This window comes from Tatumella sp. UBA2305 (assembly GCF_002345795.1).
Taxonomy (GTDB): domain Bacteria; phylum Pseudomonadota; class Gammaproteobacteria; order Enterobacterales; family Enterobacteriaceae; genus Tatumella; species Tatumella morbirosei.
The window spans coordinates 136,160-156,377 of record NZ_DDVT01000018.1 but is presented as its reverse complement, the minus strand read 5'-3'; the positions used below and the strand labels follow the sequence as shown (position 1 = coordinate 156,377).

Sequence of the window (20,218 nt, the reverse complement as noted above, 5' to 3'; positions counted from 1 at the left end):
ATCAAAAAAGCCGGCAGTGCCGGCTTTTTTGATCAGGTCCGGCATAATTACACGAGTCTTCCCTGTCTGGTAAGCCATTCACGCAGTAAAAATAAGGCACTGACGTTACGGGCTTCGCTGAACTGATCTTTTTCCAGTAAAGACAGCAGATCATTCAACGGCCAGCGATGAAGAATAAGAGGCTCAGGTTCATCTCCCTCCAGTTTTTCCGGATAAAGATCTTCTGCTACGATAATGTTCATCCGACTTGAAAAGTAAGAAGGGGCCATCGTCAGACTGGCCAGTAATTCTGTTTTCCTGGCACCATAACCTACCTCTTCTTTCAGTTCGCGCTGGGCTGCCTGTAAAGGTGTTTCCCCGGGATCAATCAGTCCTTTCGGGAAACCCAATTCATAGCTTTCCAGACCTACGGCATATTCTTCAATCAGCAATACCGAATCCCCGTCCAGGGCCAGGATCATCACAGCCTCACGCGAAGAGGGCTTCATCCGTTCATAAACCCGCCGCTCTCCGTTACTGAATACCAGGGAAACTTCCTGGATAGTAAACAGTCGGGAACGGGCAACCTCACTGACTTTTAATATTTCCGGCTTTTTCAGGAGACCCATTGATAACCTCGAAAAGAGCGTTGTTATGAACGCATTTGTAGTTAAAAGCTATTGAACCACAGCTACCCCTTTAAGCTCAAATTTCTCAGACTGACTCTTCACATCTGTCATCAGGTCAGGCATTATTTTCCGCACCGCTATACCTGAAAAGGTCTGCTATACAATCAGAATAAACCGATACCCTGCAGATACTGTCCATCATAGAATGATTCGGGCATAGCGTATTTATCTATCACCGGAATATACGATCCTCTAATAAAGAAATCATTTCCATTGCATGGATGACTGTCAATGGCAATATTTTCGATAAAAAATGACAATGCTGCATTTTTTCCGGGATAAATCACCTTTGTGAATTTTTCAGGGCCAGGTTGAACACTGCATGAGCATGATGATCACTCTATTGGCATTGGCAATTATATTGACAGTCGCCGCAATAATTTACGTCACGAGGTTCCGGACTTCCCCGGAGAAAATTCTATTACGGACACCCGCCTCGCTCCGTAAGATTTCTTCTGACGAAAAGCAGGCTGTTGTCAGGTATCTGTCCCGTATCCCAGGCCAAACCAGGCCGTTCCTGTCGCTGTTAAACAAGCATAATGCCAGTAAAGATCCCGTTTTAACGTTGCAGAGCAACAGAGTTTACTCGGTTACTCACCCGATAACCCGCTATGGCCTCTCTACTGAATCGCCTCAACAACATCGTTATTATCTGGATACGTTAGAGATTCATCTCCCCCCTCTCTGGGAAAAATTTATTACGGCAGAAAATAGTATTGAGCTCATTCCTGCCGGTAACATCCTGCTGGTCACTGCACTGAACGGGCATCAGCTCACCAGTTATGACCGGGAAGTTTCTGAGCTTCCGGCCCGGCGCGCTGCTCCGGCCAACTCCTCTGCGTCTATCCGTAAAGAGAAAAGCAGTAATATCGAATTGCTGCATATCCGCAAAGAAACCCCGGAAGAACACCAACTCTCAAGACCTGACGGCACCGCTGAAGCTCTGATAATTTGCCTTGCGATGCTGATTTTATTTTTAAGCCAGCTGGTTCCGGCCGGACTCATGGTGTGGCTGGCTCTCCCTGCCCTGTTGATGATCGCCGGAAGCGTCTGGTTTATCTACCGCCCAGCCCGGTTAAGTGATTTTCAGGAAATACACTGCATGAAGGGTACCCCCAAGCGCTGGGGATTATTTGGTGAATCAAACCAGGAACAGAGCAATATTTCTCTGGGCGTGATTGATCTGCAGTACCCTGAATACTGGAAACCTTATATTCATCATGATCTGGGCAAGATCACCGAAATTGATATGAATGCCAGTAAACAGGTCGTGCGCCAGGGACGCTTCCTCTCTTTGCACGATGAGATACGTGAATTTCCACTGGTTCGCTGGCGGAAGAATGCCATTCTGGCGCTGGGTTCCATTCTGACTCTGATTATGATGATAAGCTGGGTTCCGACGGGTACCCCTTTTAAACTCAGTATGGCCTGGCTACAGGGCACCCAGCGAATCGAAGTTACCTCACTCAAACAACTCTCGTCTATGAAACTTCAGGTGGGAGACCTGCTGAATGTCAAAGGCCAGGGAATGTGTTCAGTACCCGGTACTTATCAGGGAAGCAGAATGTACGGCTATATGCCATTTGACTGTTCAGCGATTTACTGGAATAACGCAACCCCCCTGCCGTTACCTCAGTCTGAAACGATAGATGAAACCCTGGCACTGTTGGAAACTATCCGCCGTCAACTGCATCCGGGCTCAGCAGACAGCCTGAAAATCAACCCACAATTGGCTCTGGCTATCGAAAAGTCCGGGATGATACTGCTGGATGATTTTTCCGACATTGTCATCCAGACCAATCAACTATGTGCTCAACCCATGGATTGTACCCGGCTGAAAAATGCCCTGGTCAACCTGGAAAATGCCAGGGACTGGAATGCTCTGGTGACTAAAGCAAAATCAGGACAGCTGAATGGTATTAATGTTCTGCTCCGCCCGGTCAGCGCTTCCACGCTGGAAAACCTGGTCAACAGTGCCGCAGCAACCTTCTTTACCAGCGAAACCCGTAAAGCTATCGAAACTCTGAATAGCCCACCACCTGGGGGCTATCTGCTGATAAGCGATCAGGGTCATCAGTTTGTCAGACAGCCGCAACCGGATGTGCCGTTATTTAATCTGGATGCACCGGAACAGTGGGATGAACTGCAACGCATCTCCGCCATGTTGTTACATACCGCGTTTAGTGCCAGCGGGATAATTACTGCCCTGACCGTTGATGCAAATGGGACCACTCATGTTTCTCTTCATGAAGCTCCCGGTAACGGGGTATTATGGCGTTATCTGCTAACCTCCTTGTTCTTAATCGCTCTGGTGGTATGCCTGGTGGTAAATTGCGTGTTGCTGTTACGTGGTATCCGTAAGGATCATCTGCGTAGTCTCGCCATCCAGCAATATTACGATAAATGTTTCAATCCAACTCTGGGTCACTCCGGGGATACACGTTCATTGTTCTGATCCCCTCTGAATATGTTAATCTGCCGCCCTGTAAACAGTAACACGGTCGGTCAGTGATAGCCTCTCAGTACGTGATTCGCCGCCAGACTGTAAATACACAGCCTGCTGTGTGATAAAATCACCTTGGGGATGTCAGTTATCATCATACGATCTGGTATCGCAAGGTCGCAGATATGATGAACAGGATGTGCTCAGTTTCTTGATTTACCGATATCCACCCATACTTACAGATAGCGCGGGGCAGGTCATTAAGTTTCAGACCAGACCGCCCACTGTTGCCACCCTGGTTATGCGTTGCATAACCGGTAATGTACAGCAGTACGAGGATACGACGGGGGTCAACATGAAACCACAGGATCCCGGCCAGGATGTCCGGCTGGACAAATGGCTTTGGGCAGCTCGTTTTTATAAAACCCGGGCTATTGCCAGAGAGATGATTGAAGGCGGCAAGGTACATTATAACGGTCAGCGAGCGAAACCAGGTAAGCATGTTGAACTGGATGCACAGCTGATTTTGCGCCAGGGAAATGATCAACGTACGGTAATTGTTACCGGGATTAGCGATCGCCGTGGCAGTGCCACAGATGCACAACTGCTGTACCGGGAAACGCCGGAAAGTATTGAAAAACGAGAGGCTCAGGCCTTAGCCCGCAAACAGTTTGCCCTGACGATGCCACATCCGGACCGACGTCCGGATAAAAAAGAGCGCCGTCATTTAATTAAATTTAAATTAACGGGTGATGAATAAAATATTCACCCTGAGAGAGACCTTATGTCAGTACAAGACCAACTCCATCGTTTCTTATTCAACAATGTTGCCGTCCGTGGTGAACTGGTGAATGTGTCACAAACACTGCAGGACATTGTTAAAGACCATGACTATCCACAGCCGGTTCAGGAATTGTTGGCGGAACTGCTGGTCGCGACCAGCCTGATGACTGCAACCCTGAAATTTGAAGGGGACATTACTGTGCAGCTACAGGGAGATGGCCCGCTATCTATGGCAGTGATCAATGGTAATAATCATCAACAGTTGCGTGGTGTGGCCCGGGTTCGTGGCGATATCGCTGCCAACAGTACACTGAAGCAGATGGTCGGCAACGGCTACCTGATTATTACCATTACCCCGGAGAAAGGTGAACGTTATCAGGGGGTCGTCGGGCTGGAAGGTGACACACTGGCCGCCTGTCTGGAAGATTACTTTATGCGCTCCGAACAGTTACCGACCCGGATTATTATTCGGCAGAATGAACAAGGGGCTGGCGGAGTTCTGTTACAGGTACTGCCGGCGCAGGACACGGACGCCAATGATTTTGAGCATCTTGCGACATTAACCGATACCGTTAAAGCCGAAGAGCTGGTTTCGCTTTCCGCGACTGATATGTTGTGGCGTTTGTATCATCAGGAAGAAGTGACAGTCTTCGACCCGGTCGATGTGGTATTCAAATGCACCTGCTCCCGCCAGCGGTGTGGGGAAGTTCTTAAAACCGTTGCCAGCGAAGAAATTGATCAGATTTTGGCTGAAGATGGTCAGATAGATATGCATTGTGATTATTGCGGCGCACATTATATTTATGACGCTGTCGATGTTGCTAATATTCGTAACAATGCCGTGGCGGGTAGCGACTCAATTCATTGATTTCCCGAAAGAGCGTGCCTCGTCGCACGCTCTCCCCGGTCTCTGTTTAACCGTTTGTTGACATGAACTGTTTAAATTAATGCCAACAATTAAATTGAATTACAACCAGCATCACACTTTTCCCCACCCCCACTTTCTGCATTATCTATCCGGTGTAAACTGCCTGGATTCATCAGACAGATGATATTCCATCCGGTATGGATCAGTCTGTCAGTCATCAAACCAGGCACATCCATTTGCAATTTCAGGATTCAAAGGAGCAGTCGTATGTCTTCCAGACACGGGAAGTTACCCGATCTTTCGCCATTAGGTATCACCGCCCCGTCAGAGATTATTTATAACCCTGACTATGACACACTGTTTAATGAGGAAATGAATCCCGGGCTGCAAGGATATGAGCGTGGAATACTGACAAATAATGGGGCAATTGCTGTTGATACCGGGATTTTTACCGGCCGTTCGCCTAAAGATAAGTATATCGTCCGTGATGACACTACCCGCCACAATGTGTGGTGGAGCGACAGCAGTAAAGGAAAAAATGATAACCAACCCCTGTCTCAGGAAACCTGGCAGTCACTAAAAAAGCTGGTCACGTCAGAGCTGTCAGGCAAACGTCTGTTTGTGGTGGATGCTTTTTGCGGAGCAAACCCTGACAGTCGTCTGAGTGTGCGGTTTGTAACCGAAGTGGCCTGGCAGGCGCATTTCGTCAAAAATATGTTTATCCGGCCGACTGAGGCGGAACTGACAGAATTTGAACCCGATTTTGTGGTGCTGAATGGCGCGAAATGCACCAACCCTGACTGGCAGTCTCAGGGCCTCCATTCAGAAAATTTTGTCGCATTTAACCTGACAGAACGCATCCAGTTAATTGGCGGCACCTGGTACGGTGGCGAAATGAAGAAAGGGTTGTTTGCGGTAATGAACTACCTGTTACCTCTGAAAGATATCGCTTCCATGCATTGCTCGGCAAACGTCGGGAGAGAAGGTGATGTGGCCGTATTCTTTGGGCTGTCAGGCACGGGGAAAACGACGTTATCTACCGATCCGGCCAGAGAGCTGATTGGTGATGATGAACATGGCTGGGATGATGATGGCGTATTCAACTTTGAAGGAGGTTGCTACGCCAAGACTATCCACTTGTCCGCAGAAGCTGAACCCGAAATTTATCAGGCTATCCGTCGTGATGCATTGCTGGAAAATGTGGTGGTGCTGGCCAATGGCAGTATTGATTTCAATGACGGCAGCAAAACCGAAAATACCCGGGTCTCTTACCCGATTAACCATATTGATAATATTGTCAGCCCGGTCTCGAAAGCGGGTCATGCCCGTAAAGTTATCTTCCTGACCGCGGATGCTTTTGGGATTTTCCCTCCGGTATCACGTCTGACCCCTGAACAGACTCAGTACCACTTTTTGTCTGGTTTCACCGCAAAACTGGCCGGAACCGAACGGGGAATTGTTAAGCCTTCTCCCACCTTCTCCGCCTGCTTCGGTGCTGCATTTTTAACCCTACACCCGACACGTTACGCTGAGGTGTTACTGAAGCGTATGCAGGCTGCCGGGGCAGAAGCTTACCTGGTCAATACCGGCTGGAACGGTAAAGGCTCACGTCTTTCACTGAAAGATACCCGGGCCATTATCAATGCAATACTGAGTGATGAGTTACAGCAGGTTCCTCTGCATACTCTTCCGGTATTTAACCTGCAGGTTCCTGTCTCTTTGAAAAATGTGGATGACCATGTTTTAGATCCACGCAATAGCTGGGAAAGTGCAGAGAAATGGCAGGAAAACGCAGAAATTCTGGCGCGTAAGTTTATTGATAACTTTGAACAATATACGGATACAGAGACCGGTAAAGAGTTGGTGAAAGCGGGCCCGGTTTTGCATAACTGACCGTAGACTGACGGGATGAACATGCCCGTCAGTCTGTCAGCATTCAATGGCCAGAAGTGGTCGTCTGAGGGAGTTCTGAGGCCGGGACCGGCAACCAGGCTCTGATACGTAATCCACCCTGTTCACTTCTGCCAATTTCCAGTTCTCCGCGATGAGCATCAATAATACGCTGTACTATCGCCAGCCCTAAGCCAGTACCGCTGGTACTGCGTGCACTGTCGCCCCGCACAAAAGGCTGTAACAGATGCTGAATCTGTTCAGGTTCTATTCCCGGACCATTGTCTTCCACCTGGAACCATGCCCTGTTCAGCTCGCGGCCGCTACTGACCCGAATCCAGCCATTTCCGTAGCGGGCGGCATTGACCACCATATTGGCCACCGCACGCTTAACAGATAGCGGATTGATATCCAGCAACAACTCACTGGTCATTACCGCATTATCAATTTCGCGTTCGTAACCACTTTCTGCAGCAACCACCTCGCCCAGCACAGTATTCAGGTCAACCCGCTCAGTCTGCATTTCCTGTCCGGTACGCAGGTAATCGATAAATTGCTCGATAATGGCGTTACACTCTTCAATATCCTTATTAATAGATTCGGATAAATAGCGTTCTTCTTCCCCCATCATCTCGGTCGCCAGACGAATACGGGTCAGCGGAGTCCGTAAATCATGACTGACGCCTGCCATCAGCAGAGTGCGATCATCAGCCAGTTGTTTAATTCCGGCCGCCATCTGATTAAACGCCCGGGTCACTGAACGAACCTCAGAGGCACCATACTCCCGAAGAGGCGGAGGTATAATCCCCTGCCCAACCTGCAGGGCAGCGTGCTCCAGTTCAACCAGTGGCCGGTTTTGCATGCGAATAAACAGCCATGCACCGCAAATCGCCAGTAACATAATCGCGAGGGTATAACGGAACAGCGGGGAGAAATCCCCCTGATGAATCTCGGTCAGAGGTACCCGCACCCAGATATCGGGTGACAACCAGGTTTTCAGCCAGACCACCGGGGAATTTTTATTCACTTCCACCCGGACATCGGTCGGGCCACCCAGTTGCTGAGCCATCTGATCACTGAGAAACTCGTAATGCTGAGCCCAGCGTAACCCTCCTTCCTCCGCGGCCGCATTGGTATACAGTGAAATCCCTAATTCCCGATAAATCTCCCGACGAAAGGCCGGAGGAACTTCGAGTTGCGTCCCATCTTCCAGTTGCAGCTTATCCGTCATCAGCATTCTGACTTCATACGCCAGAACCTTATTGAATTGCTGCAAGCTTGGCAGAATAGCGAAGTTAAGCACTACCAGATAAGTCGTTACCAGGCTGACGAACAGCAAGGTAACGATTAATAGTAAGGTACGTGCAAACGAACTGCGTGGCGAGAAGCGGAATCGCTTCATGCTTTACTGCCGTCCGGAACAAAAACATAGCCCAGGCCCCAGACAGTCTGGATGTAACGTGGGTGTGCCGGATCTTCTTCAACCATGCGACGCAGACGTGAAATCTGAACGTCGATAGAACGTTCCATAGCGCTATACTCACGACCACGGGCCAGATTCATTAACTTGTCACGGGACAAAGGTTCACGTGGATGGCTGACCAGCGCTTTGAGCACTGCAAATTCCCCACTGGTTAATGGCATTGGCTCATCTTCACGGAACATTTCCCGGGTACCGAGGTTCAGTTTAAATTTACCAAACGCAATCACCGCTTCTTCCTGAGAAGGTGCACCCGGCAACTCATTTGCCTGACGGCGTAAGACGGCACGAATTCGGGCCAGCAGTTCACGCGGATTAAACGGCTTAGGAATATAATCATCAGCCCCTATTTCCAGCCCGACAATCCGGTCAACCTCTTCACCCTTGGCGGTCACCATAATAATCGGCATCGGGTTACTCTGACTGCGTAAGCGACGGCAGATAGAAAGACCATCTTCTCCCGGCAACATCAGGTCCAGAACCATCAGGTGGAAAGATTCACGGGTCAGCAGGCGATCCATCTGTTCAGCATTCGCCACACTACGCACCTGAAATCCTTGCTCCGTCAGATATCTTTCCAGCAGTGCCCGCAGTCGCATATCATCATCGACCACTAAAACTTTGTAATTTTCCTGCATTTCTTCACTCCCAAAGGCACAATTGCCTGATGCTGTATTGTTAAAAAAGATATATTACAGTGACAGTTTATAATGGTTTATATTCTGGCCAAAATTGTTACAAAGCATATTAAACAGCAAGTTATGTCTGTTTCGGTCTATGACAGCCAGGGAAATGTATTGAATTTACACAAACTTTTCTTCTGGCTTGTAAAGTTGCTTCCGGGCCATTATTTCTGCCCCACAACCCGTTTTCGGGCTCAGATGAAGAAATTCTGACTTCCACGGACGCGACTCCCTACAAAAGCTGACTATTTACTGACACTTCATTACTGTCCCGGGGATCCCGAATGAGAACGCCACTGATTACACGTGAAGGCTACAATCAATTAAAGCAGGAACTTGACTATTTGTGGCGAGAAGAACGCCCTGAAGTGACAAAGAAAGTCACCTGGGCTGCCAGTCTGGGTGATCGTAGCGAAAATGCTGATTATCAGTATAACAAAAAGCGGCTAAGGGAAATTGACCGACGGGTTCGTTATCTGACAAAAAGTCTTGAAGCATTACGTATCGTTGATTATTCACCTCAGCAACAAGGTCGAGTATTTTTTGGCGCGCTGGTAGAAATTGAGAACGATGAAGGTGATATCCGTCAATTCCGTATCGTGGGTTACGACGAGATCTTCGGCCGTAAAGACTATATCTCCATCGATTCACCGATGGCCAGAGCCCTGTTAAAAAAGGAACCCGGCGATACCGTCAGAGTCGAAACACCTGCTGGCATTGCTGTCTGGTATGTGAATTCCGTTACCTACCCTGACGCCGGGTAGGAATATCTCCCAAAGCGGGCGCGGCCACTGGCATTTTGTCCGCTCAGTCCGTATAACTGTCCGCTATAAATTAACCCCGTAGAAACCTGATGCAAAAGATGAAAAATTCGCTAAGCCAGATTATTGCAAGTGAACTTCAGGTGCGGGCAGAGCAGGTCGATTCTGCCGTGCATCTGTTGGACGAAGGGAATACCGTGCCATTTATTGCACGTTATCGTAAAGAAGTGACCGGTGGCCTGGATGATACACAGCTGAGACAGCTGGAATCCCGACTGGGTTATTTGCGTGAACTCGAAGATCGTCGTCAGACTATCCTCCGGTCCATCGAAGAACAGGGTAAAATGACCCCCGCTCTTGCCACTGCACTGACCAGCACACTGAGTAAAACTGAGCTTGAAGACCTGTACCTTCCATTCAAGCCGAAACGTCGGACCCGTGGGCAGATTGCTATTGAAGCCGGGCTTGAACCTCTGGCCACGCAGTTATGGGAAAATCCTCAGTCTGATCCTGAAACTACCGCCCTGCCGTATGTCGACTCGGATAAAGGAGTCGCAGACAGCCGCGCCGCTCTGGATGGTGCCCGATATATCCTGATGGAAAAATTTGCCGAAGATGCCGTTCTGTTGGCCAAAGTTCGTGACTATCTGGCGAAAAACGCGCATCTGGTTTCACGGGTCGCAGAAGGGAAAGCTGAAGAAGGTATAAAATTCCGCGATTATTTCGACCACCATGAGCCACTTTCTTCAGTCCCATCTCACCGTGCATTAGCCATGTTCCGTGGCCGAAACGAAGGGATACTACAGCTGTCGATTAATCCGGACCCACAAGCGGATGAGCCGCCCCGCGAGAGTTATGGTGAAACGCTGATCGCCAGCCATTTACAGGTCATTTTTAACAAAGCTCCGGCCGACAACTGGCGTAAAGCCGTGATCAGCTGGACCTGGCGCATTAAAGTGTTACTCCATCTGGAAACTGAACTGATGGGTACCCTGCGCGAAAAAGCGGAAGAAGAAGCTATTAATGTTTTCGCCCGCAATATGCATGACCTGCTGATGGCCGCACCTGCCGGGATGCGTGCCACAATGGGGCTCGATCCGGGTTTGCGCACCGGTGTAAAAGTTGCAGTAGTCGATGCTACCGGTAAACTGGTGGCGACCGATACGGTGTATCCACATACCGGACAGACCGCAAAAGCAGCAGCGGCTGTTGCTGCACTCTGCACCCGTCACCAGGTAGAACTGGTCGCTATTGGAAATGGTACCGCCTCCAGAGAGACCGAACGCTTCTTCCTCGATCTTCAGAAGCAATTTCCACAGGTCACCGCGCAGAAGGTGATTGTTAGTGAAGCCGGAGCGTCAGTCTATTCTGCGTCCGAACTCGCCGCTCTGGAATTCCCTGACCTGGATGTTTCATTACGGGGAGCAGTCTCCATCGCTCGCCGGCTTCAGGACCCACTCGCCGAACTGGTTAAAATCGATCCTAAATCGATCGGTGTTGGCCAGTACCAGCACGATGTCAGCCAGAGCCTGCTGGCGAAAAAACTGGACGCAGTGGTCGAAGACTGTGTGAATGCGGTAGGTGTCGACTTGAATACCGCTTCGGTTGCCCTGCTGACCCGTGTTGCGGGCCTGACACGGATGATGGCCCAGAATATTGTCAATTGGCGCGATGAGAATGGCCGTTTCCATAACCGCCAGCAACTCCTGAAAGTCAGCCGGCTGGGGCCAAAAGCGTTTGAACAGTGCGCCGGCTTCCTGCGGATAAACCAGGGGGATAACCCGCTGGATGCTTCCACAGTCCATCCTGAAGCTTACCCTGTGGTAGAACGCATCCTGGCAGCCACTCAGCAGGCTCTGGATGAGTTGATGGGTAACAGTGCTGCAGTGCGATCATTAAGCGCCTCGCAGTTTACTGACTCCCGTTTTGGTCTGCCTACTGTGAATGACATTTTAAAAGAGCTGGAGAAACCCGGCCGCGACCCACGCCCGGAATTTCGTACTGCTACTTTTGCCGAAGGCGTGGATACGATGTCTGACCTGCTGCCAGGTATGGTTCTGGAAGGCTCGGTTACGAATGTCACAAATTTCGGGGCATTTGTAGATATCGGGGTTCATCAGGACGGGCTGGTGCATATCTCTTCACTTTCCGACAAATTTGTCGAAGACCCTCATCAGGTGGTGAAAGCCGGTGATATCGTGAAGGTGAAAGTGCTGGAAATTGATTTACATCGTAAACGTATTGCTTTGACAATGCGTCTGGATGAACAACTATCTGAGCGTCGTAAACCGGTAGCACAAGGAAACACAGCAGGACAATCGCGCCCACAGGCTCGTCAGGATAATGGCAAATCTCGTCAGAAACCTACAGGTAACAGTGCCATGGAAGATGCACTGGCTGCGGCCTTTGGTAAAAAACGTTAGATCTGACCTGACTGTAAAGACTGGCGGACCACAACAACGTGTTCCGCCAGCTCTGCTATTTTCTGCACATTGCGAGGTATATCAGCATGCTTAGTGGTCGGCCCCGGCAACAGGCACTGATTTAATCACTTCAATATCAGCACGCCCACCAATAGCTGCACCGAGTTTTTTAAAGGCCGGTGACTGCTCATGTTCTGCCAGATGTTGTGCGGAAGTCCAACGCTCAAGCATCAGAAATTGTGAGGCATTCGCGAGATTCTGATGAAGGATATAGGCTTCGCAACCTGGCTCCTCCTGCACTTCTCTTTCGGCGATTTTCAATGCTTCAGCAACACCCTGTTCTTCGCCCGCTTTTACGGTAATCAATGCAGTAACAGTAATAACCTGACTCATATCTGACCTTTAGATAGAAAGTGATATACCGGCAACACCGACGGTATAGATTTGATTTTTAAGTATGCAACGCTAAGACAGGGAATGACAACCAGCGAAAGAACAGAGAAGCATTACAGGGTAAAAATCTCACCACACGCAGGCAACTCATGTTGCCTGCGCGAAGAAATATTATTTGTAGACCTCAGCCACTGCACTGATACGACCATGTTCACGTCCGGCGATAACCCTGAAGTATCTGCCACCTTTTTTGTCGGCCTCGGAGGAGAGAATTTTATGAGCATCCATCGGGGAAGTTGCATGATTAGTCGTGGATATCGTACCCAGTGACTCGAGTTTCATCTCATCTACCTGCTTTTGAGTCACTTCTTCAGCGGCAAATGCCGAAAAGGAGAACACACCTGCCACCAGAGCGGTTATTGTATATTTAATAAATTTCATAGGGTAAGCCTCTTAGTTTGTCGTTTAGTCATCTAAACCCACGGCATAGAGGGATAGTTCTGAGTGAACAGAGAATCCATGTGCTGCAGTCCAGTCGGGGTAATTCAGGGACTCACCTAAATTATTAGTGTGCAACCGGTAAACAGGCAACAAACTTACAAACAAAATTCAACAATAACGCAAAAATTCAATAACACTCTGACAAAACAGATCCGGATGTGAAATAAACGGTGCGTGCCCGGCTTTTCCGATAACTACCGACTGACCTTGTCCTGCCAATTGATCCACCTTACCGGCAATGACTCTTGGCACCAGACCATCCAGTGCACCATAAACCCGCAGGAAAGGAACATTTAGCAGGGGTAATTGTTCACGCAGGTCCGTGGTTTGTAATATTTCCAGTCCGGTAGTCAGCACTGACAGATCCGGCAGAGGTTGCGACAAAATGGCCTCACGCAGTAACCGGGTATCCTGCCGTGCCGTTTCGGTGCCAAGGGTTTGTAGTGCCATAAAGCGATCAATGGTTTTTTCAAAATGGTGACTGAGCTGCTGACTAAACCCTTGTAATACCGAAGGTTTGATTCCTGGCCAGTTTTCCTGTTCAGTGAAACAGGGAGAGGAGGCAACAGTAATTAGTCCGCGTACCGGGGTCTCTGCCAGCCCGGCCAACCGGGTCGCCACCAGACCACCCAGCGACCAACCCGCAATCAGCGAATTGTCAGGAATCTGCGCCCGCAGAGTGGCTACTATTTGCTCCAGGCTCAGGGCCGGAAATCCCTGACTGCGCCCGTAACCCGGCAGATCGACCAGATGCAGGCGAAAATGTGCTCTGAGTGGGTCGATCACCGGACGCCATACTTCGGCATTCAATCCCCATCCGTGCAGCAGCACAAGATCCGTTTTTCCCTCTCCACAAGTATGCCAGTAAAGCGACATGATAAATGACCCCTAAATAAACATCAGGATACCATGCTTACTCTGAAGAGTTATTGCTGGTTATGTCATCTGCCACTGGCCCTACCCGCCACGGGTATATGTAGTAGCTGCCAGCGTCGTCTTCCACGCTTGCCGGCATTGTGCCTGCGTTGCGGTTTACCTGCAGCAACGGATAGCGCAGAATGTGGCCGCTGCCTGCAAAAGCCCCCGCCGTGGCAACACCTGGTCTGTGCGGGAGATTATCAACCACCACTGAGCAGGCTGTTACATAAATTTAAATTTTCCGGCTATACCGCACTCTCGGTGATGCTTGCCCGGCTTATTTTGCTAAGCTGGCTTAAGCAACACAGAGAGCATGGACTACACAAACCGGATATCCTGCTATGTTCACCGTTACACAAACAGCGGCTCCGGCAGCGGGGATTCAACCAGTCAGCCTTGCTGGCACAACCATTGGCTCACTGGCTGGGCTGTGAGTTTGATTCAGAGGCTTTACGCCGTACCCGTAAAACCGCTGTGCAGCATCAATTGAATATCTCGCAGAGAAAACAGAATCTTCACAATGCGTTTTGTATTGAAAAACAGCTGGCAGGACGCCATGTTGCATTAGTCGATGATGTTGTGACCAGCGGCAGTACTGCCGGTGAAATTTCACGATTACTGACCCAATCTGCTGTGGCCGATATCCAGGTCTGGTGCCTGTGCCGAACCTTGTAGAGTCACAGTGATGGGCGTATTATAACCCACTGTTTCAGTCAACTATTGAGCAATGCTATGATCCGTATTACTGACACCGCCCAGGAGCATTTCGCTAAGCTTCTCGCCAAACAAGAAGAAGGCACACAAATCCGTGTGTTTGTGATCAATCCGGGGACCCCTGGTGCAGAATGTGGTGTCTCCTATTGCCCTCCGGATGCTGTGGAAAGCACAGATACTGAACTCCGCTTCGACAATCTGATCGCTTATGTTGATGAGCTGAGTGCCCCTTATCTTGAAGAGGCTGAAATCGATTTTGTGACCGATAACCTCGGCTCTCAGCTGACCCTGAAAGCACCGAACGCAAAAATGCGTAAAGTTGCTGATGATGCCCCATTGATTGAACGGGTCGAATATCAGTTACAGGCCCAAATCAACCCGCAACTCGCCAGCCATGGCGGTAAAGTATCGCTGATGGAAATTACCGATGACGGTTATGCTATTCTGCAATTTGGTGGCGGATGTAACGGCTGTTCAATGGTGGATGTCACCCTGAAAGAAGGGATTGAAAAAGAACTGCTGGCCGCGTTCCCTGAACTTAAAGGGGTACGTGACCTGACAGAACACCAGCCAGGTGAGCACTCTTACTATTAAACAGCAAGCAGCCCGCAACGTCTTCCAACGAAACGCGGGCTGTTTTGTTTAGCAAAGTACCAGTTGAACATCACTCTGGATAATGGCCTTCAGCAACTCTTCCGGCGGTTTCTTGTCGGTATACAGACTGTCCAGCATACTAATACTGCCAAGATTAACCATGGCACTACGGCCAAATTTAGAATGGTCGGTAACCAGAATCACATTTCTTGAATTCTCAATGATTGCCCGTTTGGTACGCACTTCGTGATAATCAAATTCCAACAATGCACCATCCATGTCGATCCCGCTAATGCCAAGGATGCCGTAATCAAGACGGAACTGCGAGATGAAGTCCATGGTTGCTTCGCCTATCACCCCCCCGTCCCTTGAACGCACATCACCGCCAGCGATAATCACCCGGAAATCCGGCTTCGCCATCAGTAACAAAGCAACATTCAGGTTATTAGTCACCACCTGCAGATGATTATGATTCAGTAATGCATGGGCCACTGCTTCCGGGGTAGTACCGATATCTATAAACAGTGTTGAACCGTCCGGAATTTGTGCAGCAACCTTCTGAGCTATCCTGGCTTTTTCTTCCGAAAACATCATCTTACGGTCATGCCAGGCCGTGTTTTCTGCACTGGAGGGCAATGCCGCACCGCCGTGGTGGCGCTGAATATGATTCTGTTCAGCCAGATCATTCAGATCGCGACGAATCGTCTGCGGGCTGACAGAAAAATGTTCGACCAGCTCTTCAGTACTCACATATCCCTGACGTTTTACCATTTCAATAATCACGTCATGACGCTGGGTCTGCTTCACATTACACTCCTCTGAAGGTGGGTTATGAGATTCATTATTTTAATTGTCAGCGCTGTTTTATCGCCGCCCGACTGTCCATGTAGGCCATCGCCAGCCCAACCAGCAAACCGGTGAAATGTGCCATATTCGCGATCGACATACCGAACAAACCGTAATAACCCACCACCAGCCACAGAATAGAAAAAACAATCAGCCCTCGCTCCAGATAGACGCCGCTGTCAGGGTCCAGTTCTCCCCGTAACCAGCAATAACCCATCAGGGCATAAACCACTCCGGATAACCCGCCAAACCAGACACCACTGAATTTCGCCTGCATCCAGCCAGTCAGCAAAGCAGAAATCAGGGTAATCACGAACAGTTTGCCTGTCCCGAGCCGTTTCTCAACCGCACCGCCGAGATACCACCACCACAGCAGATTAAACAGAATATGCAGCAACGAGAAATGCAGGAAAGCATGGCTAAACCAGCGCCAGACCTGAAAATACTGGTCAGGTCCGTCGGGCCATGATAACCAGCTCAGTACAGTTTCATCTCCCAGTATCTGCATCAGGATAAACACCACAATACAGATAGCCGACATAGTCATGGTCATAGGACCACCGCGCTCACGGATGGTCCGCCACAGATGACCACGGGGATAACTCATCTGAAACCGGGTATCGCCACTTTTCCAGCTTGCCGCCTGGTAACGGGGATGGTTGGGCTCGCGCAGAAACTGGCTTAATTCATCTTCTGTCACTGCCAGTTGTTCTTCATCATCCAGCCATAAAAGATAGTGTTGCTGCTGTTTTTCGAGGTGCAGACGGATACCGCGGGTCGCCATATAATCGATAAATGCCTGAGCCATGCGCGGGTTCGAAAACTGAGAAATACATTTCATGAAATAGCCCCTGCATAACCTCTTCAGTTCTGACCCGCGTCGCTGCGGATTTGCGACGGGAAGGCGATCCTCCACGCATCAAAACCACCATCGACACTATAAACCTGATCAAACCCCTGATTAATCAGATATTGCGCAGCACCTTTACTACTGTTGCCATGATAGCAAAGGACTAATACCGGCTGATCCATATCTGCATTGGCGATAAAATTGTTCAGTGTGCCATTGGTCAGATGGAAGGCCTCAGCCACATGCGCGGCTTCAAAGCTTTGTGGATCGCGGATATCCACCAGCAGAGCCCCTTGCCGGAACTTTTCACCGGCCTGCTGCACACTGATACACTCGTAAGTTTCCATAATGTCTCTCATTCACCTCATCAGATCACTTCACTGCTGCGTATTGTAACCCGATATTGGCTTTCAATAATCCGTTAAAAAATCGCCACAGGCTTTTTTGTTGTGTCGTTATGTTATCTGTATCACGCAAAATTGTTTTCGTCTGGTTAACTATTGGCATCAATGTTTGTTTTCGACTACTATTACGCTCGAAAACGAACATAAAATTGATTTTCCGAACACCGGGGGATATTACGTGGAAACCAAAGATCTTATCGTCATCGGCGGCGGTATCAACGGCGCCGGTATTGCGGCAGATGCAGCCGGACGCGGCCTGTCGGTATTGATGCTGGAGGCGAGGGATTTTGCATCCGCGACATCCTCTGCCAGTTCAAAATTGATCCACGGTGGTTTACGCTACCTGGAACATTATGAATTCCGTCTGGTCAGTGAGGCCCTTGCCGAGCGTGAAGTATTACTGAAAATGGCACCGCATCTGGCTTTTCCGATGCGCTTCCGACTGCCCCATCGTCCACATTTACGCCCTGCCTGGATGATACGTATGGGTCTGTTTCTGTATGATCATCTGGGTAAACGCACCAGTCTGCCAGCCAGTAAAGGACTCAAATTCGGAAGCGATTCCGTTTTGAAACCCGAAATTACCCGTGGCTTTGAATATTCAGACTGCTGGGTCGACGATGCCAGAATGGTCGTCGTCAACGCACAGGCCGTGACTGAACGCGGTGGTGAAGTAAAAACCCGTACACGCGTGACCCGGGCATGGCGCGAAAATGGCCTTTGGGTGGTTGAAGCCGAAAACACTGACAGCGGAGAAAAATTTCGCTGGCAAGCCAAAGGGCTGGTTAATGCTGCCGGGCCATGGGTCAAAGAATTCTTTGATCACGGGCTGGAGCTGAAGTCACCCTATGGTATTCGTCTGATCAAAGGCAGCCATATTGTAGTTCCCCGGGTCCATACTGATAAACAGGCCTACATCCTGCAAAATGAAGATCACCGGATTGTGTTTGTCATCCCGTGGATGGATGAGTTTTCCATTATCGGTACGACCGATGTCGAATATCATGGCGATCCTAAAGAGGTTGCTATTGACGATAACGAAATTGAATACCTGCTGAAGGTCTTTAATGTGCACTTCCGCCACAACCTGACCCGTCAGGATATTGTCTGGACTTATTCCGGTGTACGTCCGCTGTGTGACGATGAATCTGACTCACCTCAGGCGGTCACCCGTGACTACACACTGGATGTCCATGATGATCAGGGTAAAGCACCACTGTTGTCGGTATTTGGCGGCAAACTGACGACTTACCGTAAGCTGGCAGAACACGCCATGGAAAAACTGGCAAAATACTATCCGGAAGCGGGTCCGGCGTGGACCAAAAACTCTGTACTGCCAGGAGGACATTTTTCCGGAAGCCGCGAAGATTTTGCGGCTGGTTTACGCAGGCGCTATCCATTTATTACCGACGCCATGGCCACCCACTATGCCAGGACTTATGGTAGTAATACTGAGAAATTGCTGGGTAATGCACAACAACTGGAAGATTTAGGTGAGAACTTCGGCCATGAATTCTACGAAGCAGAACTTCGCTATCTGGTCGATCACGAATGGGTCCGAGAACTGGATGACGCTATCTGGCGCAGGACCAAACAGGGCATGTGGCTGACTCAGGACCAGCAGGCCCGGATCACCGAATGGCTACAGGCACAACATCCTGTGGTGGCTGTGCCAGCACCAGCTAAACTACATACAGTGACCGAAATCTGAGTATTGACTCAGAGATCAAAAAGGCGGCTGATTAGCCGCCTTTCTTTATCGCTCAATTTCTGAGGCTTAACCTGCCAACTGACGTAGCATTCTTCTCAGAGGTTCTGCTGCTCCCCACAACAACTGGTCGCCGACAGTAAAGGCCGACAGATATTCAGGCCCCATGTTCAGCTTACGCAAGCGTCCTACCGGAGTGCTTAGCGTCCCGGTCACCGCAGCAGGAGTCAGCTCCCGCATGGTCAGTTCACGGTCATTCGGAATCACTTTAACCCAATCGTTATGTCCTGCCAGCAACTGCTCAATCTCTGCCAGCGGGATATCTTTCTTCAGTTTCAGGGTAAAGGCCTGGCTGTGACAGCGCAGCGCTCCTACACGGACACACAGCCCGTCAACCGGGATAATTTTGTCGGTTGCCAGAATCTTGTTTGTCTCTGCCTGACCTTTCCACTCTTCGCGGCTCTGGCCGTTATCCAGTTGTTTATCAATCCACGGGATAAGACTGCCCGCTAAAGGAACACCAAAGTTATCGGTCGGCAAAGTTCCTGAACGGGTCAGGTCTGTCACTTTGCGTTCAATATCCAGGATCGCAGATGCAGGATCCTGAAGCTCTTTCGCAACATGGTTATGCAGCATGCCCATCTGAGTTAACAGCTCGCGCATATGGCGGGCACCGCCACCAGAGGCGGCCTGATAAGTAGCAACAGATGCCCATTCAACCAGTCCCTGGCTAAACAGCCCGCCCAAAGACATCAGCATCAGACTGACGGTACAGTTACCACCCACAAAGGTTTTAATACCTTTTTCCAGTCCCTGGTGAATGACGTTCTGGTTGACCGGGTCCAGAATAATGATGGCGTCATCCTGCATGCGCAAAGTGGAAGCAGCATCAATCCAGTACCCCTGCCATCCGGATGCACGTAATTTTGGATAGATATCATTGGTGTAGTCTCCACCCTGGCAGGTGATAATAATATCCAGTGCGCGTAATGCTTCAATATTACCCGCATCCTGCAGAACACCATTCTGGCGTCCACCGAATGACGGTGCCGGCTGACCGTGCTGCGAGGTAGAGAAAAAGACCGGATTGATCCCATCAAAGTCACGTTCTTCTGTCATTCTGGACATCAGTACGGAACCCACCATACCTCGCCAGCCAATAAAACCTACATTTTTCATGTTATGCCTGCTTATCCTGTATTCTGAGCCAGATTTTGCCACACCACACTGTCAGGAACATTGACAACGTATCGCAGGATTATACGATCACCGGGCGGATTTATACTGACCA

At 49.7% G+C, this 20,218-nt stretch carries 19 protein-coding genes; 9 read left to right on the top strand and 10 right to left on the bottom strand.

Translation table 11 applies throughout. The annotated features are described in order from the left end of the window. Positions 1-47: 47 nt before the first annotated feature. Entirely contained in the window at positions 48-608 is a 561-nt protein-coding gene (gene nudE / locus B3Z23_RS11715) for an ADP compounds hydrolase NudE (RefSeq protein WP_294910192.1), read from the bottom strand. A gap of 382 nt (positions 609-990) precedes the next feature. Between nudE and B3Z23_RS11710 the strand changes: the two genes are divergently transcribed. The 4 genes from B3Z23_RS11710 (at position 991) to pckA (ending at position 6,655) form a co-directional block, all read left to right on the top strand. Beyond that, a complete protein-coding gene (locus tag B3Z23_RS11710; protein ID WP_294910191.1) occupies positions 991-3,123 on the top strand; it encodes an IgaA/UmoB family intracellular growth attenuator in 2,133 nt (710 codons plus the stop codon). Positions 3,124-3,466: 343 nt separating this feature from the next. After that, entirely contained in the window at positions 3,467-3,871 is a 405-nt protein-coding gene (gene hslR, locus B3Z23_RS11705; protein ID WP_294910189.1) for a ribosome-associated heat shock protein Hsp15, read from the top strand. 24 nt (positions 3,872-3,895) lie between these two features. Continuing rightward, a complete protein-coding gene (gene hslO, locus B3Z23_RS11700; protein WP_294910188.1) occupies positions 3,896-4,762 on the top strand; it encodes an Hsp33 family molecular chaperone HslO in 867 nt (288 codons plus the stop codon). Between the two features lie 267 nt (positions 4,763-5,029). Beyond that, positions 5,030-6,655 carry a phosphoenolpyruvate carboxykinase (ATP) gene (gene pckA, locus B3Z23_RS11695; RefSeq protein WP_294910187.1) on the top strand — a complete coding sequence of 542 codons (1,626 nt, stop codon included), beginning with the start codon at positions 5,030-5,032 and terminating at the stop codon, positions 6,653-6,655. Positions 6,656-6,698: 43 nt separating this feature from the next. Here the strand turns inward: pckA and envZ are convergent, their stop codons facing one another. Further along, on the bottom strand, positions 6,699-8,054 hold the full coding sequence (envZ, locus tag B3Z23_RS11690) for a two-component system sensor histidine kinase EnvZ (protein ID WP_038016510.1): 1,356 nt from the start codon (positions 8,052-8,054) through the stop codon (positions 6,699-6,701). Beyond that, a complete protein-coding gene (gene ompR, locus B3Z23_RS11685) occupies positions 8,051-8,770 on the bottom strand; it encodes a two-component system response regulator OmpR (RefSeq protein WP_025901501.1) in 720 nt (239 codons plus the stop codon). The genes envZ and ompR overlap by 4 nt, the downstream gene beginning before the upstream one ends. Positions 8,771-9,099: 329 nt before the next feature. On the opposite strand from ompR, the gene greB reads away from it, so the two are divergent. Both greB and B3Z23_RS11675 read left to right on the top strand, forming a co-directional pair. After that, entirely contained in the window at positions 9,100-9,579 is a 480-nt protein-coding gene (gene greB / locus B3Z23_RS11680) for a transcription elongation factor GreB (protein WP_294910185.1), read from the top strand. Positions 9,580-9,677: 98 nt separating this feature from the next. Beyond that, on the top strand, positions 9,678-11,999 hold the full coding sequence (locus B3Z23_RS11675) for a Tex family protein (protein WP_294910250.1): 2,322 nt from the start codon (positions 9,678-9,680) through the stop codon (positions 11,997-11,999). Positions 12,000-12,089: 90 nt separating this feature from the next. On the opposite strand, the gene B3Z23_RS11670 is transcribed toward B3Z23_RS11675, so the two are convergent. The 3 genes from B3Z23_RS11670 to bioH all read right to left on the bottom strand — a co-directional run bounded on the left by B3Z23_RS11670 (position 12,090) and on the right by bioH (position 13,772). Then, positions 12,090-12,392 (bottom strand): putative quinol monooxygenase, encoded by a 303-nt coding sequence (locus tag B3Z23_RS11670; protein WP_294910184.1) that lies wholly within the window; start codon positions 12,390-12,392, stop codon positions 12,090-12,092. Positions 12,393-12,563: 171 nt separating this feature from the next. Further along, positions 12,564-12,833 (bottom strand): DUF1471 domain-containing protein, encoded by a 270-nt coding sequence (locus tag B3Z23_RS11665; RefSeq protein ID WP_038016501.1) that lies wholly within the window; start codon positions 12,831-12,833, stop codon positions 12,564-12,566. Positions 12,834-13,001: 168 nt separating this feature from the next. Then, positions 13,002-13,772, bottom strand: coding sequence for a pimeloyl-ACP methyl ester esterase BioH (gene bioH / locus B3Z23_RS11660; protein ID WP_294910249.1), 771 nt, complete (start codon positions 13,770-13,772; stop codon positions 13,002-13,004). Between the two features lie 30 nt (positions 13,773-13,802). Between bioH and gntX the strand changes: the two genes are divergently transcribed. Together gntX and nfuA are read left to right on the top strand one after the other, a co-directional pair. Beyond that, a complete protein-coding gene (gene gntX, locus B3Z23_RS11655; RefSeq protein ID WP_294910182.1) occupies positions 13,803-14,486 on the top strand; it encodes a DNA utilization protein GntX in 684 nt (227 codons plus the stop codon). A gap of 57 nt (positions 14,487-14,543) precedes the next feature. Next, positions 14,544-15,119 (top strand): Fe-S biogenesis protein NfuA, encoded by a 576-nt coding sequence (nfuA, locus tag B3Z23_RS11650; RefSeq protein ID WP_038016496.1) that lies wholly within the window; start codon positions 14,544-14,546, stop codon positions 15,117-15,119. A gap of 48 nt (positions 15,120-15,167) precedes the next feature. Here the strand turns inward: nfuA and B3Z23_RS11645 are convergent, their stop codons facing one another. Genes B3Z23_RS11645 through glpE form a run of 3 tightly spaced genes read right to left on the bottom strand, consistent with a single transcriptional unit; the run spans position 15,168 to position 17,162 of the window. Next, positions 15,168-15,926, bottom strand: coding sequence for a DeoR/GlpR family transcriptional regulator (locus tag B3Z23_RS11645; RefSeq protein WP_038016494.1), 759 nt, complete (start codon positions 15,924-15,926; stop codon positions 15,168-15,170). Between the two features lie 46 nt (positions 15,927-15,972). Further along, positions 15,973-16,806 carry a rhomboid family intramembrane serine protease GlpG gene (glpG, locus tag B3Z23_RS11640; RefSeq protein ID WP_294910179.1) on the bottom strand — a complete coding sequence of 278 codons (834 nt, stop codon included), beginning with the start codon at positions 16,804-16,806 and terminating at the stop codon, positions 15,973-15,975. A 23-nt stretch (positions 16,807-16,829) separates the two neighbouring features. Further along, positions 16,830-17,162 carry a thiosulfate sulfurtransferase GlpE gene (gene glpE / locus B3Z23_RS11635; RefSeq protein ID WP_294910177.1) on the bottom strand — a complete coding sequence of 111 codons (333 nt, stop codon included), beginning with the start codon at positions 17,160-17,162 and terminating at the stop codon, positions 16,830-16,832. 235 nt (positions 17,163-17,397) lie between these two features. Here glpE and glpD point away from each other — a divergent pair, with 235 nt between their 5' ends. Continuing rightward, positions 17,398-18,930, top strand: coding sequence for a glycerol-3-phosphate dehydrogenase (gene glpD, locus B3Z23_RS11630; RefSeq protein ID WP_294910174.1), 1,533 nt, complete (start codon positions 17,398-17,400; stop codon positions 18,928-18,930). A 66-nt stretch (positions 18,931-18,996) separates the two neighbouring features. Here the strand turns inward: glpD and asd are convergent, their stop codons facing one another. Beyond that, the gene (asd, locus tag B3Z23_RS11625; protein WP_294910172.1) at positions 18,997-20,106 is read right to left on the bottom strand and encodes an aspartate-semialdehyde dehydrogenase; all 1,110 of its coding nucleotides are present in this window, start codon (positions 20,104-20,106) and stop codon (positions 18,997-18,999) included. Positions 20,107-20,218: the final 112 nt, after the last annotated feature.

Coding starts and splice junctions, on each gene's coding strand:
- B3Z23_RS11670 (WP_294910184.1), bottom strand. CDS start 12,392: ATGAGTCAGGTTATTACTGTTACTGCATTGATTACCGTAAAAGCGGGC.
- hslO (WP_294910188.1), top strand. CDS start 3,896: ATGTCAGTACAAGACCAACTCCATCGTTTCTTATTCAACAATGTTGCC.
- ompR (WP_025901501.1), bottom strand. CDS start 8,770: ATGCAGGAAAATTACAAAGTTTTAGTGGTCGATGATGATATGCGACTG.
- glpE (WP_294910177.1), bottom strand. CDS start 17,162: ATGGAAACTTACGAGTGTATCAGTGTGCAGCAGGCCGGTGAAAAGTTC.
- asd (WP_294910172.1), bottom strand. CDS start 20,106: ATGAAAAATGTAGGTTTTATTGGCTGGCGAGGTATGGTGGGTTCCGTA.
- B3Z23_RS11675 (WP_294910250.1), top strand. CDS start 9,678: ATGAAAAATTCGCTAAGCCAGATTATTGCAAGTGAACTTCAGGTGCGG.
- gntX (WP_294910182.1), top strand. CDS start 13,803: ATGCTTACTCTGAAGAGTTATTGCTGGTTATGTCATCTGCCACTGGCC.
- B3Z23_RS11665 (WP_038016501.1), bottom strand. CDS start 12,833: ATGAAATTTATTAAATATACAATAACCGCTCTGGTGGCAGGTGTGTTC.
- greB (WP_294910185.1), top strand. CDS start 9,100: ATGAGAACGCCACTGATTACACGTGAAGGCTACAATCAATTAAAGCAG.
- nfuA (WP_038016496.1), top strand. CDS start 14,544: ATGATCCGTATTACTGACACCGCCCAGGAGCATTTCGCTAAGCTTCTC.
- hslR (WP_294910189.1), top strand. CDS start 3,467: ATGAAACCACAGGATCCCGGCCAGGATGTCCGGCTGGACAAATGGCTT.
- nudE (WP_294910192.1), bottom strand. CDS start 608: ATGGGTCTCCTGAAAAAGCCGGAAATATTAAAAGTCAGTGAGGTTGCC.
- pckA (WP_294910187.1), top strand. CDS start 5,030: ATGTCTTCCAGACACGGGAAGTTACCCGATCTTTCGCCATTAGGTATC.
- glpG (WP_294910179.1), bottom strand. CDS start 16,806: ATGAAATGTATTTCTCAGTTTTCGAACCCGCGCATGGCTCAGGCATTT.
- B3Z23_RS11710 (WP_294910191.1), top strand. CDS start 991: ATGAGCATGATGATCACTCTATTGGCATTGGCAATTATATTGACAGTC.
- envZ (WP_038016510.1), bottom strand. CDS start 8,054: ATGAAGCGATTCCGCTTCTCGCCACGCAGTTCGTTTGCACGTACCTTA.